Origin of the sequence: Chryseobacterium sp. MIQD13 (genome assembly GCF_050496705.1) — a bacterium.
Classification (GTDB): domain Bacteria; phylum Bacteroidota; class Bacteroidia; order Flavobacteriales; family Weeksellaceae; genus Chryseobacterium.
In genome coordinates, this window is record NZ_JBNWAF010000001.1 from 495,066 (window position 1) to 512,014 (window position 16,949).

A 16,949-nucleotide genomic window follows, 5' to 3' on the forward strand; every position below is an offset into this window, starting at 1 on the left:
AGATTCATCCGGAAGCCCTAAAATATTATAAAAAACGGTCAAATTCTATGCTATTGATCCATTTGCTTTTTCCTGTTAATAAAATAATACACCGGAAGTCCCAGAAGCACCATTAAAAATCCAGGCCACGTATATTGCTGCTTGTATATCAGAAGTAGTACACAAAATCCAGTTCCTATCAAGAGATAAATAACAGGAGTCACCGGATAAAGCCAGGTTCTATAAGGTCTTTCAAGTTCCGGTTTTTTAAATCTTAAATAAATAACTCCAAAAACAGTAATCATATAAAACAACACGATTACAAAAGAAATCATATCCAGAAGATTACCATACTGCCCGCTAAGGCATAAAACCGATGCCCAAATTCCCTGCATCCATAAAGCATTTTCAGGAACCTCATTTTTATTGTTCTTCTCTGCCGATTTGAAAAACATTCCGTCTTTTGCCATAGTCTGAAACACTCTGGCCCCAGCCAAAATCAGCCCGTTATCACATCCGAATGTAGAAATCATTACAAGAACAGCAATAATAATTGTCCCTGCACTTCCAAAAATATTCTGTGATGCAGCAACTGCAACCCTGTCATTAGCTGCAAAAGCAATACTATCTCTGTCTAAAGCATTAAGATATACATAATTGACTGCAAGATAAAGGATCATTACTGCAGAAGTTCCGTATATCATTGATTTAACAATGTTTTTCTTCGGGTTTTCTACTTCTCCTGAAACGAAAGTTACACTTTCCCATGCTACAGAGCTGAAAACCGAGCCTACCATAGCTGCTGCAATCCCACCAAGCAAAGTCATTCCACTTATTGGCTCCCAGCCTTCTTTAAGGAAATTACCTGTAAGATCCTTCTTCAGATTATTAAATGAATCAAAACCAAAGTTAAAATTCTCAGATAGATGCGAGTAATCGACCAGAATAAATCCGACAGCAATTAATCCCAGTAAGGCAATGATTTTTGAGCCTGTAAACACATTCTGAAGCAATTTACCACTCTGTACCCCTCTTGTATTAATATAAGTAAGCAAAAGAATAACGGCTATTGCCAGAATCTGTATCCATGTGATCTTGAATTCTCCACTTTGGAAAAGAGGTGCCGCATCATTCAATGAAGGAATAAGATAAGCTGTAAATTTACCAAAAGCCATGGCAACCGCTGCAATAGTTCCTGTCTGAATTACTGTAAACAATCCCCAACCATACAAGAAGCCCATCTTTTTTCCAAAAATCTCCTTAAGGTAGGTATACTGCCCGCCTGCTTTTGGAAATAATGCTGAAAGTTCCCCGTAACTGATTGCTGCAGCAACTGTCATCACTCCGGTGATGATCCAAACTACTATCAGCCAGAAACCGGATCCCAGATTCCGCATCATATCAGCACTTACAATAAAAATTCCGCTTCCGATCATAGATCCCATTACGAGCATAATGGCATCCCATAGTTTCAGTTTTTTCTGCATAGTTAAGTATAGGCATCAAATATAAACAAATCTGACATTGATTTAGAAATTAGTTTAAAATTTAGTGCACCATCTGCTTTTTATCAATTTTTTATCGAATTATTATTCAATTTTAATTAGTACTTTTGAAAAAAATATTAAAAATGAAATTCAAAGCTATATTATTTGCTGCAGCTGTAAGTGTTTCCACTTTAGCTTTTGCGCAGGAGACATCACAGAAAAAAGCCGGACCTCCGGCAGGAAATGCTATCGTAGGTGATACGTACGGAGCTGGAGTAGTATCAGAATCTAAAGCTATTACGGTAGATAAGCTGAGCAAGAAACTTAAGAAAGACAACAAAAAAGTTGAAGGTGTAGCAGTAAAAGGGAAAGTAACTGATGTTTGTGAGAAAAAGGGATGCTGGCTTACCATTCAGACTGAGGACAATTCTCAGTTTTTTGTGAAAATGAAAGATTATGCATTCTTTGTTCCAACTGCTTTAAAAGGTAAAAATGTTGTATTGGAAGGTACTGCAGAAAGAAAAGTAACTTCAATTGACGAACAGAAACATTATGCAGAGGATGCTAAAAAACCTCAGGCTGAAATTGATGCAATTACTACTCCTAAAGAAGAGATCAGATTTGTAGCTAATGGAATTAAGGTGGTAAACTAATTCTGTATAAAATAAATAATGTCCTCAAAAAGTAATACTTTTTGAGGACATTTGTTTTTTAGACACTCACAGATTGAGTGAATTTGGCAGATGTTTGTACTTACTTTAATCTGTAGTATTTTAATCCTCTATTGTAAATTCTGCAGGAGCATCCAGTTTCGGATATTTGGTGGCAGCTACAAATTTCTTTCCTGTACAGTCTATTTCCAGCCAGCCTTTCTTTTTTTTTACATCTCCCACTTCCATTACAAAGGGTATAAAAGATATTTCATCTTTTCCTTCTTCTATGATCTCCCGATATTGAACAGCAACATCCAAAATGCATTCGTGATCTGTATTCAGTTTTACTTTCCTGTAAATAATATCATAATGGGTTTCCTGATTCTCAGGGATTTCAAGATATTTTTCCCATCCTTCTATATCGGAGTTCAGTTCACTGATTGCCTTTAGCGCGTAATATAGAGCAACTGTATAATATTTTCTTGTTCCTTTTCTGGTATAGTCATCTACAAAATGTCCGCCTTCAAACAAGATAGTAGGCATTCCCGCTTTAATAAAATTATCGCCTGTAGAGGTAGGATAAAATTCATCAGAATACCTGCCGATCTGATTGGGAATTAAGTTCTTCAATTGATCGTAAATTCTTCCGATTACAGCCATACATTTTTTCCTGTTATCAGTTATTGTACGTTCTACATTTTCAGAAGGGGCCAAAAAAGAAAGTGTTGCAGGATGTACTCCATCCGTAGTAAAAATCGTTCTCTGCTCGTGCAGATTTAGTGCATAGTCGTATTTTTTTGAAGCAACAGCTTTCTTAAGAAATTTAATTTCTGTACTGGATTCATTATGAAAATCCCTGTTCAGATCAATATCTGCGGCATTCAGTCTTGTCCATCTTTCCGATCCGTCAGGATTAAGCATAAAAATAAAATCCAGTTTAATCTTACTGAAAAGATCTTTTTTCATTTCCGGAGCCTTATCCAAAGTTTCAAGAAGATCTAGCATGGCATGGCTGGCGTTGGATTCATTTCCATGCATTTGTGACCATGCAAGAACATTGATATTTCCGGTTCCTATGCTTAGCTGATAAATAGGTTTGTCTAAATATGATCTTCCGATCTCCTGAATATAATCGCTGAGATTCGTCTGTAGGTAAGAAAATAATTTTTCAGGGGAAATATAGCGGTTTGAGAAATCAGGATTCGGAAAATAGATCTGTTCAAAATTCATCATAAATAATTTACAAGAGTCAAATTTACTGATTTTTGAGTATAAAAATAAGATTAACATTTGTAACTTATCTAAACAACCCCAGCTGACATTTTGTCTGTGGATAAAATTGTTAATTGAATATATGATTAATTAAATTATCAATATTATTAATTTTCAGCTAATTACAAAATTTATATAAATAATATTTAGAAGATTACTTTAAGTAAATAAAAGGGTGTTTATTCTCAAATAGTCATAATTTAGTTAAACAATTTAATTGTGGAAAACTTCGGTCAAAACAGAATTACACATATGTAAATTACTATTTTTTAGTATTTATCCGTGAATTTAATCATATCTGGGAATCAAAAACTCGTAATAACAGAATTAAGAAGTTTAAATGGCTTAAGTATAATTATTAATTTTCAAATATCACATTAAACAACTGATATATAGTAATTTAGTATGTTGTTTTACATTTGTATATAGCCCAGTAAATGCTTTTTATCTGTTAAAAAACATCTTAGAAGCATTTTGATATAAAATACAATTTACAATTGAAAACATTAATAAACAATACCTTATACTCTTACTACCATAAAAGTATTTATTTTTAGCGTTGTTTATTAAAGAGAAAACTATTCTAAGAAATTTATTGGAATGACATGAGTTTACTTTATTCAATTATATTTAATTTTATATCTAAAAAATATAAAATACTGTTTATCAGGTTATTATATATTAATTTACATCTGTACATTAATAGTAGTTAAATTTATTTACTTTTGTAATTTGCCAAAGTAAATCAAAACATTTACATTTGTAAAACAATTGACAACTTATATTTATGAGTTTAAACGAGAGAATTTCCAAAGTTATAGAGTATTCCAATCTCAGTCCTTCTGAGTTTGCAGATGAGATCGATGTACAGCGTTCTTCTATTTCCCATATCACTTCCGGAAGAAACAAGCCGTCTTTAGAATTCATTATAAAAATAAAATCACGTTTCCCTGAAATTCTATGGGATTGGCTGGTTACAGGCGAAGGTGAAATGCTGAAGTCAGAATTACCGGAACTTGAATCTGCTCCGTTAGAGAAAGCAGAAGACGAAAAGGTAAAACCTACTCCGCTTCCCGATCTGTTCACTATGATGAAGGACGATGAAGATTTTGGAACTGAAGAAGAAATTGACTCTCTGAAAGAAGGCTCGCGAGAATCGTTTATACCACGCCCATATAAGACTCAGGAAAATTTATACGATTCTCAGCGATTAGAAAATTCTAATGACAAAATTATTAATCAAATAACTGATAATCAACAAAATAAAATAAAAAGAATTGTTCTGTTCTACGAAAACGGAAAATTTGAAAGTTTTGAGCCATAAAAGACTCACCAATATAAATATAACAAAACAAAAAAAGACATACAGTTTTCCGTATGTCTTTTTATTATATTTTATAAGATACTATTTCTTTCTTCTTTCCAATTCCTTCTTGATGAGCCCTAATTCTCTTCCTGTCTGTCCGGCCACAGAAGTATTCTCTCTTGCTCTTCTTGTAAGATATGGAACTACATCCTTTACAGGACCATATGGAAGATATTTAGCCACATTATAGCCTTTATCAGATAAATAGAATGTAATATTATCACTCATGCCATAAAGCTGCCCAAAATAGACATGCGGATTACCGTTTTCAAGAGATTTGGCTTTCATTTTATCCATAACCAATTCAGATGAAACTTCATTATGGGTACCAAAGAATGCAGATACTTTATCCAAGTGATTCATTACAAAATCAATTCCGGCGTTATAATTTTTATCCGAAGCCTCTTTATTCGGCTGAATAGGATCAGGATAACCTTTTTCTTCCGCTCTTGCTCTTTCTTTCTCCATATAGGCTCCACGAACAATCTTATACCCTATAAAATAATTCTTTTCTCTGGCTTTCTGAAGATGAGCCTCCATATATTCCAATCTTCCGATTCTGTACATCTGAATGGTATTCCAGACAATTGGTTTTTCCTGATTATATTTCTCCATCATTTCTTCACAAAGCTGGTCTGCTGCATCCTGCATCCAGGTTTCTTCTGCATCTACCATTACTTTTTTGTTATTTTCATGACAAAGGCTGCATACCTCATCAAATCTTCTTACCACTCTTTCCCATTCCTCTTTCTGGCTTGAAGTAAGTTCTGCACCGCTTCCTACTGCTTCATACAAATCAATTCTTCCAAAAGCAGTCGGTTTAAATACGATAAAAGGAATAGCCGGATTTCCTACTGAAAATCTGATAATATCTTTGATCTCCTTGCATACTGCATCAAAAGTTTCTTCATCCTCTTTTCCCTCGATAGAATAATCGAAAATGCTTCCCACTCCTCTCTTGAAAAGCTGTTTTACGGCCTTCATACTCTCTTCACGTGTTTCGCCTCCACAGAACTGCTCAAACAAAGTGCTTTTTACAATTCCGGTCACGAAAGGAAAATTGTTGTGTACCGTAAAATTAAGGACAGAAGTTCCAAGGCTTGTAAGAGCGGGTTGTTCAATCATTTTAAACATCCAGTACGCCTTTCTCAATTGTGCATCAGACTTGTCTGCAAATGCAACTTTAGTATCGTTAAAAATGGGCATTCCTTTTTATTAAATTTAGTTTTGCAAAGGTAATAATAACCTCAGTTTATTTAAAGAAATATTTCTATAATTTGTTCTCGATTCCGTTCAAAAGCATCGCGATAATTCCTACAAAAACCCAAAATCTTAATATATTGAGTGTGAAGAATTTACTTCTTCTCGTAGACTTTAGCAGGAGATAAATACAAAGAATCATCACAAACATTCCGCTGGTAAAATAATAAGCCATAAAACCTGTTATCCCTGTTTTGGCAATTAATTTCATAGAAACACCTATTGTGATCACCAGTAAAGAAATAATAATGATCAGAGTATTCCTGTTTTTAAAATAGTTGGGAATTGTTGTATATCCGAATGCTTTGTCAACACTTTTTGTAAGCATATCTTTCACTATATCAACACATAAAAGAATCAGAAAAAGAAAGACAGCCATTAAAAGTACCTTCTTGGAAAAAGTTTCGTAGTACACCATCATACCAAAAAAAGGATACAAAGTAAGGCTTACAAAAGTAAGATTATTTATGATCAGCAATCTGCTTAATTTATGGCTGTAAAACCACATAAAAAACTGATATACAAGGAAAAAAACAAAAACCCTGTGCGAGATCATCCATGCAACACCAAGAGAAATTGCGGTGAGAGCAAGATAAGCATACAGGAAATATTTTTGCTTGATAAAACTTTGGATTCTGGTCCGGAATGGTTTCATAATATGATCTTTCTCAAGATCATAAAACTGATTAATGATTCCGCCAGCCAGTATAGTTATAACCGTACAGAAAATGATGCCGTGTACCTTAAAGTCGAAAACAAATTTTCTGAAAGTTTCATCCTGATTGAACAGGAAAAAAGTAGATACGTACAGAGCAAATGTAAGGAGTGCTGCCACAAAAAAACGGACACCGATCAGAAAACCCACAAATTGTGAGAATCTGTAAAAAATAGATTTAGAGATATAATTTTTAGATTGGAAAGTTTCTTTTTCAGAATTCATTCCAACCCTTTTAAAATCTGTAAATCACTTCTTTTTGGAAGCCTTCAAGCATTTTTTCTGCTTTCGCATAGTCTTTTGTGAAGCCCAGAATATATCCACCGCCGCCACTTCCACACAGCTTCAGATAGTATGCATTAGAATCAAGACCTTTTTTCCAGATGTTGAAAATACTTTCAGGGATCATAGGACGGAAATGTTCATATGCCCAGTGAGAAAGCTTTTTCAGATTCCTGAAGAAAGGATTCATGTCTTTTTTAAGGAAAGATTCGATGCAGGCATTATTGTAACGGATAAACTCTTCTTTTAATGTTTTCCGGAAACCTTCCGTTTTCATTTTTTCGAAGAAGATCTGGATCATAGGTCCGGTTTCTCCTGTAATACCGCTGTCGATAAGGAATATAGCTCCTTTCCCTTCTTCACCATCGGGGATAGAAACCCTGTCAAGGTTTTCTTTATTCTCAATGAGGATGGGCAGGTTCATGTAGCAGATCAACGGATCCATTCCTGAGCTCTTGCCATGGAAATAGCTTTCCATTTCCCCGAAAACAAACTTTAATTTTTTCAGATTGTCTTTTGAAATCTGTTCAGGATCGAGCTTATTGACTGCATATCTTTCAAAAATAGCAGCTACCAAAGCTCCTGAACTTCCTACTCCATATCCCTGCGGAATATTGGAATCAAAGAAAAGTCCGGATGTAATATCATTTTTAAAGCGTTCGATATCCAATTTAAAATCATCAGAAAGATCAAGCGCTGCAAGGAAATCAGAGTATTTCTGCAGGTGTCTGTTCGATTTAAGTTCAAATTCAGAACTCAGATCCGAGAATTTTAAAGCTCCTTTATAGAAACTGTAAGGTACTACAAGCCCCTGGGAGTCTTCAATCATCCCATATTCTCCGAACAGAATTATTTTTGCATAAAATAGAGGGTTGGTCATTTTGACAATAAATCTTTTTGCAAAGTTAAAATTATTCCGCTGAATATAAGCAAAACTCAAGCCGAAATCCAACTTATTTCTACAGAAAAGAGTTTTATAGCTTTACATTCATCTAAAAAATAGAAATCATTTCATCCAGATACAACAAAAAGCCTGAAATAATCAGGCTTTTTATTATTAAATTATGTAAATAAAATTAGTGTTTAATTAATTTTTTATTGACAGTCTGCTTATCTGTTTCTACCGTTACAATATAATTTCCTGTCTGGATAGATGAAATATTGATCTCCTGCTTATTTCCTTTTAATGAAGAAGCTGAAATTACCACTCTTCCTGCCTCATCATAAATCTTATATGATTTTAAAGCATCTTTGGATGAAATAACGATTAGATTCTTAGCTGGATTGGGATAAATACTTATCAAATTATCATTTTTAGTAACATCATCAACTCCTAAAACATTGCAGGAGAAAGCAGCTTTCCAACCATTATCCGTAACTCCCGGATCTGATACGAATTTTACTGTAATAGCTCCTGATGAGTGTGTGGAAGTGAACGGGCCCGGAACTGTATTTCCTGTAAGATTGTTTCCGTTTGCAAATAAAGGAGATGATGTAGAAGGGCCATTATAAACATACATAAAATCATAATCCTGCTCCAGAGCAAATTCAGTAAAGCTCATGCTAAGTGCCCCTGAAGTTGGATAAAAAGTTTTGACAATAGTTTCATCGTTTCCATAACCTGCAGTCTGACCGCCTGTGTCTGTAAACAAAGCGCCATCACACCATGATGCATCCGTAAGAAACACCTGAGTTCTTTGAAATGCATTGGATCCGGAACAGTTTGTACCAACAGATAATTTATAATACGTTGCAGGCTGAAGACTGCTGAAATTCAATGTCTGGGAGCTTGTATTTCCTGATGTAACAGGAGTATCATCCATTTTGGTTAATTTATATTTCCACGATGTAGAAACCGCATCAGTAAAGGTTGCATTCGCTGAAACCTGGGTTATGTTTGAAACATTCATCTGTGTAATCGTAGATGTACAGGCTGTAGTACAGTTAGTTCCAAGACAAGGCTTTGAATCAACCGTATTTCTGATCAGGGCTGCAGGCTGCGGTCCAAAACCATTATTAAAACTTATTCCTACTCCTGAAATAAGGTGGCAGTAGCTCATAATTGATCCCTTAACTGTTGTAGAAGGAATCGGACCTGTACATCCTTCGCTGTAACCAGCCTGAGCTCCACAACCGTCAATTGCAGTATTGTTTCCGTTCCAGGCACAGGCATGAGTGTGGGGAGACCCTAAACTATGCCCCATTTCATGCGTCATTGCCTGAATCGTCCATGAATATACAGGAACATTAGAATACGTCTGTGAAATACCCGAATAAGCATGTTTATAAGTCCCACATAAAGAATTTACATAAGCAACACTGGTAGTAGCCGGTGCATTGATAAGATGGGCCAAATCCCCGTTGAAAGTCTGTCTGTTGTTTCTAAAATTACCCAGATTTGTATTCGGATTTCCAGTATAAGGATCCTGTGTTGTCCAGATATAGATTTCATTTAATGCCACCCTGATATCATCATTGCTGTAAAGTGTTGCAATATTGTTATGAACAGCTGTAAGCCAATTGGTTGTGGTTGTTATATCAGAATTGTTATTCTGATAAGGTTTAAAGCATACTTCATAGTAAATTCTCACACAATTCTCCGTCATAGCTTTCTTGCTCACAGAAGGGTCAAATGATACCTTTTTTGTCTGATTTTCTTTCAGCTCATCTACTCCGCATACAAAAGGATTGGCGCCAGTCAGTTTAGATTCTGAATAGCTTACAAAATCTTCAGCATTTTTCGCTTTACCCAATACTACATTTCCAAGTTCAGAGGTAGAAGCTACTCCAACAATATCATTATTAAAGAAACTGAAAGCTGCAACAGAAGTATCGTCACCTTTTACAATTCCAATATAATAGGCACCCGGAGTATAGTTCACAACCTCTCCTTTATTGGTAACCACCTTAAAATCATTGGTAAAAATCTGGTTTTTATAAAGCTCTACAGTAATCTGTCTGTCTCCTTCAAAAGGAAAGCTTATTTCAAGATATTCAGGCTTTTCGCTGATCAGTCTTTTAAGCTCGGCAGATTTTACATTAAGAACTGTAATGTCAGTAGCTGCTCTTTTATATTCAGCAAGCTTTGCAGGATTCTTATTGACCTCAAAAAGATCGTACTTTTGAAAAGTATTTTTCGCTGCATGAAATTCGGAAATCTTTTGGGCAACTGGTCTTAGTTTTTGAGAAAAACCAAGTACAAAGCATTGCACCAGGCATAATAGTAGAAGTTTCTTAATCATTTTCACTTAATTAGATGTGCAAATAAACAAAAAAAATCAAAGTTTAGTGAGAAATAATCAATGTTTTTAGTTATTTTTTTGACAGCTTACAACAGATATACGACAGGAAGCATTTTTCTTAATTTGAGACAATAAACCCAGAACAGTAAAGAATACTAGCTGTTTACCTATCCGAAGAACTGAAGCGGCATATTCACCCAAAAATAAAGGGAGCCAAAATAAGCTCCCAATTATTTTATAAGTAATTAATTTACTTTTTCTTCACACTATTCCCTACTCCTGTAATGGAAACATTGGGTTTACCTGTTTTAGTAGGCGATATCTTATAAAACACCTTATTATTGCCTCCTTCCACTATAACACGCGCTACTTTGTCTACATAAACCGTATTGTTGGTACCGGATACTTCAAGTTTATCCGCATAACCGTTAATTGTAATCACATTACTGCCACCCGAAACTTCTGCGCTTCCTCCTTCTAAAGAATAAGAACTATTATGTCCTATACCATTTACTTCAATATGTTTGTCTTGCTGCGTACTTGTTCCGTGTTGAGAGTTAACTTTCGATGTTTTTTGTGCATGTGCTAAACTTACTCCTATAAAAAGAATAGATAAGATCAGTGTTTTTTTCATAATATTCGTATTAAAATTTGATTCAGAATTGCTGCAATTAAAATGCCAATCAGCCAATTAACAAATTAACATGTGTTTACTTTTCAAAATATAAGACCTAGCATAAAAAAAGATGTCTTAGTTTTAAGACATCTTTTTATTGTATTTTGTTAAAGCTTTTAGAGGGTATCTCTGTTTTTCAGCATATTTACTTTTAAAAACCGGATCAGAATAAGGCCTGCAGCAAAGAATACAGTCATAGAAAGTGCAGCAATACGCATATTGTTAAAATGCTCGATTAATGTGGCAAAAATAAATGTCCCTATAATGATTGCTATCTTTTCCAACACATCATAGAAACTGAAATATGTAGTATTTTCCATAGAATCTTCCGGAAGAAGTTTTGAATAAGTAGATCTGGACATGGCCTGAAGTCCGCCCATTACAAGCCCTACTACTGCTGCCACTCCATAAAACTGATATTCTACCGTAGGATTTTCTTTATTCAGGAAGTATGCCCAAAGACATGCCACTATCCATAATATGATCGCAATTGAAATTACGTTCTTGTTTCCTATTTTTTTTGATAATCTTGAGAATATTACCGCTCCGATGATTGCCTCAATCTGGATTACCAAAAGGGTTCCAATAAGTTTGTCCTGAGCCAGATTGATCTCACTTTTACCAAATAAGGTTGCCATTAAGAAAATGGTCTGCATCCCGACACTGTAAAAGAAAAAGCTGGAAAGAAAGAATTTTAAATTTTTATCTTTAAACAACACGCCACCTACTTTGAACAGCTCATGAAAGCTTTCTTTGGCAATGTCCTTATAAAAGCTCATATTATCTTTAAGAACCTCAAAGAAACCACCCTGCTCCTCATGTTTCTTGAAAATATTTTTATAGTTTAAAAGTACCAGATCTTTAGGAAGTTTTTCTTTAACGTCCCCGAATTGTGGTAGGTGCTTGAATGTATACTGTGAAAATCCAAACCACCATGCACCAGTTAGCAGAAAGCTGATTCTGGTAAATAAAAGCTGCTGTGCCGCCCCTTTTGCAAAAACCTGGATCAGTACCAGACAGATCACAACCAGAACTACAGAACCTATATATCCGTAAACATAGCCTTTTGCAGAAAGTGCATCCTGCTTATCCCGCGTTGCAATATCCGGCAGAAAAGAGTTATAAAATACCAGACTTCCCCAGAACCCAACACTTGCCGTAATACTGAAAAGAAGACCTAAAAACACATTGTGCATTCCTGTAAACATAGCAAGCCCCATACACGAAGTGGCTCCCAGATAACAGAAAAACTGAAGAAAGGATTTCTTATTTCCAATGGTATCAGCCAGCGAAGACAGAAACGGAGAAAGCAGCACTACAATAAAAAACGATATCGTAAGTGAATATCCATATACCGCATCCGGCTGGTATTCTCTCCCGAAAATCTTTATCATATGCCTTACCGGAACATCAATCCATGATTTTGTTTCCTCTACATACTCCTTTTTCTCATACGCAGTAGTCAGTATAGAATAATAAATAGGGAAAATAGTCGAGGTAATAACCAGTGAATAAACAGAATTCGCCCAGTCATAAACCGCCCAGGCTTTCATAATCCTTGGATTATTCTTTATATTTTGAGGTCGTTGATTCTCAATTTCAGACATTTCAAATAAATATTAGTAGCACAAAAATAGAAAAACCATTAAGAAATTGATAAGATTTTAGAAAAATTATCGATTCCTTAATGGTAAAATATTCTTTAAGAGAATTTTATAGATTTTCAATCACGATAGCAGAAGCACCACCACCACCGTTACAGATCGCTGCAGCACCATATTTTGCATTATTCTGCTTCAATACATTGATAAGCGTAACGATGATTCTGGATCCTGAACTACCAAGCGGATGGCCAATAGCTACTGCTCCACCGTTTACGTTTACTTTAGATGCATCCAGTCCTAAAATTTTATTGTTGGCAAGGCCTACAACAGAGAATGCTTCATTAAATTCAAAGAAGTCAATATCTGAAATCTCCAGACCTGCTTTTTTAAGAGCAATCGGAAGTGCCTTTGCAGGGGCAGTCGTAAAGTTTTCAGGTTCCTGGGCAGCATCAGCATAAGAAACGATTTTTGCTAAAGGCTTAAGGCCCAGTTCTTCCATTTTTTCTTTAGAAACAAGGATCAAAGCAGAAGCACCGTCATTTAATGTAGATGCATTGGCAGCCGTTACTGTCCCTTCTTCTTTTTTGAATACAGTAGGAAGCGTTGCAATTCTGTCGAAGTTTACCGCTTTATACTCTTCATCTTCAGCAAAAATTACAGGATCTCCTTTTCTTTGAGGAATTTCTACAGGAACTACCTCTTCAGTAAATTTCCCTTCACTCCAGGCTTTTGCAGATCTTTTGTAAGATTCTATTGCAAAATTATCCTGATCTTCTCTTGAAATACTATAGTCTACAGCACATTTCTCTGCACATACTCCCATATGCACTTTATTGTACACGTCTGTAAGACCATCCAGTACCATTCCGTCCTGCATTTTGATGTCGCCTAATTTAGTGGCAACTCTTGCATTATAATAGTGCGGCACCAAAGACATGTTTTCCATACCTCCGGCTACGATCACTTCAGCATCACCAGCTTTAATTGCCTGTGCTGCCATTGTTACAGCCTTCATTCCTGAAGCACATACTTTGTTTACTGTAGTAGAAGGTGTCTCAATAGACAGACCTGCACCCAAAGCTACCTGACGAGCCGGCGCCTGTCCTTCTCCCGCCTGCAGTACATTGCCCATATAGATCTCCTGAACATTTTTAGGATCAAGACCAATTTTATTTAATGCCCCTTTTACAGCAGCAGATCCCAGCTTTGTAGCAGGAACCGTTGAAAGGCTTCCCATAAAGCTCCCTATAGGAGTTCTTACTGCGGAAACTATGAATACTTCTTTCATGTGTATTATATTTTACTTTTTTTAATGAAGTTTTGCCTTTTGGCAACGTTATGCAATTCTATTTTTTCTTTTTATACAGATAGTTTCAAACTGGTTGCTTTCAATATTATATTAAGCATCTGATGCAATTTTTAAATATATCATATCTGCGTTCGTTTATTTACTTTCTTATTACCTGTAGCAAAAATCATAAGGAAAGCTCCTGAAAATTCTGCAATCCAGCCCCATTTCAGCTTTACAACTCCTGCAAATGCTTCCCTCCAGGATTTAAATGGTACAAAGCTGAAATATTCCAATGACTGCATTTTTACAGCAACAAGGGTGAATGCAAAAAGAATAAGCAAAAGTATTCCGAAGAATCTTACCACTTTTCCATTGTTATTAACAATCCCGAAAACTGCACATGCAGCAAAAATCCAGCAAGCAATAGCCAGATAATGATCCAGTTTCCAGTAGTTCCAGTTCCCGATAATGGGAACATGAACAAGCGGCAGAAAACTACCTGCCACTACTAATATCAATCCTAATAACTGAATGTTTTTCATATTTACTAAAGTGCCAAAATACAAAAAAAAACACACTTTTAAACAGTGTGTTTTAAAAACGGCTTATCTTCATACAGACACTTATCAGACATAAAGAAAGACCATTAAATTTATATTTAATTCAAGAAAAATTAATATTTATTGCTAAATTAAAAATCAAGATTAGCGATCTCAATCCCAATCTGAAGACCATATTTTTTCTTCAGCAGAGCACTGTCATTAAATGCCGGTATAAAATCTTTCTGAACAAACAGGTTAAAGCCTGCATAGCTGATCCCGAATTTACTCCCAAAAATAAAGTCATTCACTCCGTGCATCATTCTCTCTCTTTCTACAATTCTTCTGGAATTTTCGTTTGAATATTTAATATAGTTGCTACTTCCCAGTCTTAAACCACCGTACACTCCCATAATCAGGCTTAGCTGTTTTTTTCTATTATCCAGATAGCTCACTCCTTTATATTCCGTATACTTAGGATTCAAAACAAATCTGAGGTCCAGAGGCACATAAAGATAATGAACATTCAGCTTTGTCTTTCTTAAGCTACCCCGGTCAAAATCATCTACAAAAAGGCTGTTATTATCTTGTTTGAAAACTTTTCCATATTTAGGAACATATCGGTCCGATCTGACTCCTAAGCCAAAACGGTAAAAAACTGGACTTCTGAAACCTCCGATCTGATCTTCATAACGTAAAGCAAACTGAGAAGAATTAATTATCGTATTTCTGGTATCTGAATCACCGTTATAAAAATTGAATGGTTCATCTTTTGAAGTAAGACCGCTTCCCATTATACTTACGGAAAGATCAACAGTTCTCAGGAAGAATTTTGGATCTCGTCTTTCCTTATTCTGCCCGAATTTCACGTTTACACCGTCATGACCAATCCGGAATTCATTTTTAGAGCGTGTTGAGTCACGATCCATGAAAACAGAATTTTTAACCATTTCTTTTGTTGCCGCCTCAAGCTCCTGCTGCTGTGCATCTACTTTTTCGTTAATCGCTTGCTGGTATTTCCGTGCTGTTTCTTCACGCTGCTTCTGTTTTTCTTCAATGGTGATCTTTTTTTCGCTGAAGCTTTTATCTATCGCATCCAGTTCTGTATTCATTTTTAACTTTTCGGATACTACAATGCTGTCGATCTTTCTGGAATAAAGTTTTATTTTCGGATTCATTTCCGGTGTTTCCTGAGCAAAACTGCAGGCAAAAGCCAGTATGGCAGTCATTAAAGCTAACTTTGTTCTCATATTTTTTATTAATTTTTAGACAATATTTTTGCTCTGACCTCTTCAAGGGCAGTATTTTATTTTTTGTAAAACTTTCAGATTATTTGGAATCCAGATAAACTGTTACTCCCAAAACCGTTACATTACCTACATTCGGAACAACTTTATCAAAGTGAATCACACCAAATTTCCGGTCGTCATTATTGGCCTTTACACGGGCCTTATCATATTCCCTTCCCTGAAGAAGATCATTGGCATCGATGTAACTGGATTTTGCTCTTTGAACCTCTGCAATAACGGGTAAATCAGTAGCATTGCTGATCTCTGTTTTTCCCTGATTGATTGATTGATTTTCAGATTGATGAGCTACAACCTGCTGTTCCTTTTCTTCAGTTATCTGCTTAACAGCTGTATTTTTTTCTTTTTTGAGATCCAAACCTTTATCAGAGTTTAGTTTTTCATGGTTTTCACTTACAATTTTTACTTCCTTACTCTGAATCCGGGCCGGATCATTATTTGAAATAACAGATTGATTTTCATGATCAGAATTTACAGGATTTACTGTTTTTTCCAAGACATCCTTAACGATATAGTCTGTTTTTTTATAATCAAATTTATTTCCGGACCTATTATAATAAATAAGAGTACCTACAGAGATCAATACCAATATAACGGCAGCATATTTCCACCACTGAAAAGACGGTTTTGATACAGTTTCAGTTGTTTCTTCTGATTTCTGATCTATTCTGTCCCAAAGATCTGCTGAAGGCTTTATTTCGAGCCTCTCATAATCAGATTTTAATTGTTTCAGTATTTCTTTTTTCATGTTCTTTCGCTTTTAAAAATTCTGTAAGCCATTTTTTTGCTTTGCTCAGCTGGCTTTTGCTGGTTCCTTCTGATATATTCAGAATTTCCGCAATTTCCTGATGCTTTTTTTCTTCAAATACATATAAGTTAAAGATCAGTCTGTAGCCTGTCGGCATTTGTGAGAATATCTCTTCGATATTGATGTCATGGAGACTCTCATCCAGGTCTTCATCAGAATAATCATCTGCAATTTCTATATCTGCATACAGAACATTTCTGTTTTTCCTTACGAAGCTTATAGAATCATTGACGATTATTTTCCTCAGCCAGAACGGAAAGCTTTTCCAGTCCCTGCATTCATCCAGTTTGGTAAAACATTTCATAAATGCGCTCACCAGAATATCTTCCGCATCATGAAGATTATTTGTATAAGAATTTGATATGGCAAGCATTTTAGCTGAAAACATTTCATAGAGAGCCTTCTGGGCCATCCGGTCCTGTTTTTTTGCCAGTAAAAAATTCTTTTCAAGATTCTCCATGTATCAGT

At 35.4% G+C, this 16,949-nt stretch carries 15 protein-coding genes; 2 read left to right on the forward strand and 13 right to left on the reverse strand.

The genetic code is table 11. From position 1 onward, the window contains the following. Positions 1–50: 50 nt before the first annotated feature. Entirely contained in the window at positions 51–1,466 is a 1,416-nt protein-coding gene (locus ACQWU4_RS02385; protein ID WP_429934165.1) for an APC family permease, read from the reverse strand. A 143-nt stretch (positions 1,467–1,609) separates the two neighbouring features. On the opposite strand from ACQWU4_RS02385, the gene ACQWU4_RS02390 reads away from it, so the two are divergent. After that, positions 1,610–2,119, forward strand: a complete 510-nt coding sequence (locus tag ACQWU4_RS02390) for a DUF4920 domain-containing protein (RefSeq protein WP_429934166.1) — start codon at positions 1,610–1,612, stop codon at positions 2,117–2,119. A gap of 120 nt (positions 2,120–2,239) precedes the next feature. Here the strand turns inward: ACQWU4_RS02390 and ACQWU4_RS02395 are convergent, their stop codons facing one another. After that, positions 2,240–3,349 (reverse strand): M14 family zinc carboxypeptidase, encoded by a 1,110-nt coding sequence (locus tag ACQWU4_RS02395; RefSeq protein ID WP_429935068.1) that lies wholly within the window; start codon positions 3,347–3,349, stop codon positions 2,240–2,242. 829 nt (positions 3,350–4,178) lie between these two features. Here ACQWU4_RS02395 and ACQWU4_RS02400 point away from each other — a divergent pair. Beyond that, positions 4,179–4,715: a helix-turn-helix domain-containing protein gene (locus ACQWU4_RS02400; protein WP_429934167.1), complete on the forward strand. Its 537-nt coding sequence runs from the start codon at positions 4,179–4,181 to the stop codon at positions 4,713–4,715. Between the two features lie 81 nt (positions 4,716–4,796). Here ACQWU4_RS02400 and ACQWU4_RS02405 read toward each other — a convergent pair whose 3' ends face one another. From ACQWU4_RS02405 to ACQWU4_RS02455, 11 genes are all read right to left on the reverse strand, one after another. Continuing rightward, entirely contained in the window at positions 4,797–5,963 is a 1,167-nt protein-coding gene (locus tag ACQWU4_RS02405; RefSeq protein ID WP_429934168.1) for a proline dehydrogenase family protein, read from the reverse strand. 64 nt (positions 5,964–6,027) lie between these two features. Next, positions 6,028–6,957, reverse strand: coding sequence for a UbiA family prenyltransferase (locus ACQWU4_RS02410; protein WP_429934169.1), 930 nt, complete (start codon positions 6,955–6,957; stop codon positions 6,028–6,030). A gap of 10 nt (positions 6,958–6,967) precedes the next feature. Next, positions 6,968–7,894: a mevalonate kinase family protein gene (locus tag ACQWU4_RS02415; protein ID WP_429934170.1), complete on the reverse strand. Its 927-nt coding sequence runs from the start codon at positions 7,892–7,894 to the stop codon at positions 6,968–6,970. 196 nt (positions 7,895–8,090) lie between these two features. After that, positions 8,091–10,256, reverse strand: a complete 2,166-nt coding sequence (locus ACQWU4_RS02420; protein WP_429934171.1) for a M12 family metallo-peptidase — start codon at positions 10,254–10,256, stop codon at positions 8,091–8,093. 250 nt (positions 10,257–10,506) lie between these two features. Continuing rightward, positions 10,507–10,890, reverse strand: a complete 384-nt coding sequence (locus ACQWU4_RS02425) for a DUF3060 domain-containing protein (RefSeq protein ID WP_429934172.1) — start codon at positions 10,888–10,890, stop codon at positions 10,507–10,509. Between the two features lie 158 nt (positions 10,891–11,048). Beyond that, positions 11,049–12,539 carry an MFS transporter gene (locus tag ACQWU4_RS02430; RefSeq protein ID WP_429934173.1) on the reverse strand — a complete coding sequence of 497 codons (1,491 nt, stop codon included), beginning with the start codon at positions 12,537–12,539 and terminating at the stop codon, positions 11,049–11,051. A 106-nt stretch (positions 12,540–12,645) separates the two neighbouring features. Further along, positions 12,646–13,824 (reverse strand): acetyl-CoA C-acyltransferase, encoded by a 1,179-nt coding sequence (locus ACQWU4_RS02435; protein WP_429934174.1) that lies wholly within the window; start codon positions 13,822–13,824, stop codon positions 12,646–12,648. Between the two features lie 140 nt (positions 13,825–13,964). After that, positions 13,965–14,369: a hypothetical protein gene (locus ACQWU4_RS02440; protein ID WP_429934175.1), complete on the reverse strand. Its 405-nt coding sequence runs from the start codon at positions 14,367–14,369 to the stop codon at positions 13,965–13,967. Positions 14,370–14,518: 149 nt separating this feature from the next. Continuing rightward, a complete protein-coding gene (locus ACQWU4_RS02445; RefSeq protein ID WP_429934176.1) occupies positions 14,519–15,616 on the reverse strand; it encodes a hypothetical protein in 1,098 nt (365 codons plus the stop codon). 79 nt (positions 15,617–15,695) lie between these two features. Then, positions 15,696–16,421: a hypothetical protein gene (locus tag ACQWU4_RS02450; RefSeq protein ID WP_429934177.1), complete on the reverse strand. Its 726-nt coding sequence runs from the start codon at positions 16,419–16,421 to the stop codon at positions 15,696–15,698. Beyond that, the gene (locus ACQWU4_RS02455) at positions 16,387–16,941 is read right to left on the reverse strand and encodes an RNA polymerase sigma factor (protein ID WP_429934178.1); all 555 of its coding nucleotides are present in this window, start codon (positions 16,939–16,941) and stop codon (positions 16,387–16,389) included. Before ACQWU4_RS02455 ends, ACQWU4_RS02450 begins: the two co-directional genes overlap by 35 nt. Positions 16,942–16,949 lie beyond the last annotated feature (8 nt).

Coding starts and splice junctions, on each gene's coding strand:
- ACQWU4_RS02385 (WP_429934165.1), bottom strand. CDS start 1,466: ATGCAGAAAAAACTGAAACTATGGGATGCCATTATGCTCGTAATGGGA.
- ACQWU4_RS02390 (WP_429934166.1), top strand. CDS start 1,610: ATGAAATTCAAAGCTATATTATTTGCTGCAGCTGTAAGTGTTTCCACT.
- ACQWU4_RS02395 (WP_429935068.1), bottom strand. CDS start 3,349: ATGAATTTTGAACAGATCTATTTTCCGAATCCTGATTTCTCAAACCGC.
- ACQWU4_RS02400 (WP_429934167.1), top strand. CDS start 4,179: ATGAGTTTAAACGAGAGAATTTCCAAAGTTATAGAGTATTCCAATCTC.
- ACQWU4_RS02405 (WP_429934168.1), bottom strand. CDS start 5,963: ATGCCCATTTTTAACGATACTAAAGTTGCATTTGCAGACAAGTCTGAT.
- ACQWU4_RS02410 (WP_429934169.1), bottom strand. CDS start 6,957: ATGAATTCTGAAAAAGAAACTTTCCAATCTAAAAATTATATCTCTAAA.
- ACQWU4_RS02415 (WP_429934170.1), bottom strand. CDS start 7,894: ATGACCAACCCTCTATTTTATGCAAAAATAATTCTGTTCGGAGAATAT.
- ACQWU4_RS02420 (WP_429934171.1), bottom strand. CDS start 10,256: ATGATTAAGAAACTTCTACTATTATGCCTGGTGCAATGCTTTGTACTT.
- ACQWU4_RS02425 (WP_429934172.1), bottom strand. CDS start 10,890: ATGAAAAAAACACTGATCTTATCTATTCTTTTTATAGGAGTAAGTTTA.
- ACQWU4_RS02430 (WP_429934173.1), bottom strand. CDS start 12,539: ATGTCTGAAATTGAGAATCAACGACCTCAAAATATAAAGAATAATCCA.
- ACQWU4_RS02435 (WP_429934174.1), bottom strand. CDS start 13,824: ATGAAAGAAGTATTCATAGTTTCCGCAGTAAGAACTCCTATAGGGAGC.
- ACQWU4_RS02440 (WP_429934175.1), bottom strand. CDS start 14,369: ATGAAAAACATTCAGTTATTAGGATTGATATTAGTAGTGGCAGGTAGT.
- ACQWU4_RS02445 (WP_429934176.1), bottom strand. CDS start 15,616: ATGAGAACAAAGTTAGCTTTAATGACTGCCATACTGGCTTTTGCCTGC.
- ACQWU4_RS02450 (WP_429934177.1), bottom strand. CDS start 16,421: ATGAAAAAAGAAATACTGAAACAATTAAAATCTGATTATGAGAGGCTC.
- ACQWU4_RS02455 (WP_429934178.1), bottom strand. CDS start 16,941: ATGGAGAATCTTGAAAAGAATTTTTTACTGGCAAAAAAACAGGACCGG.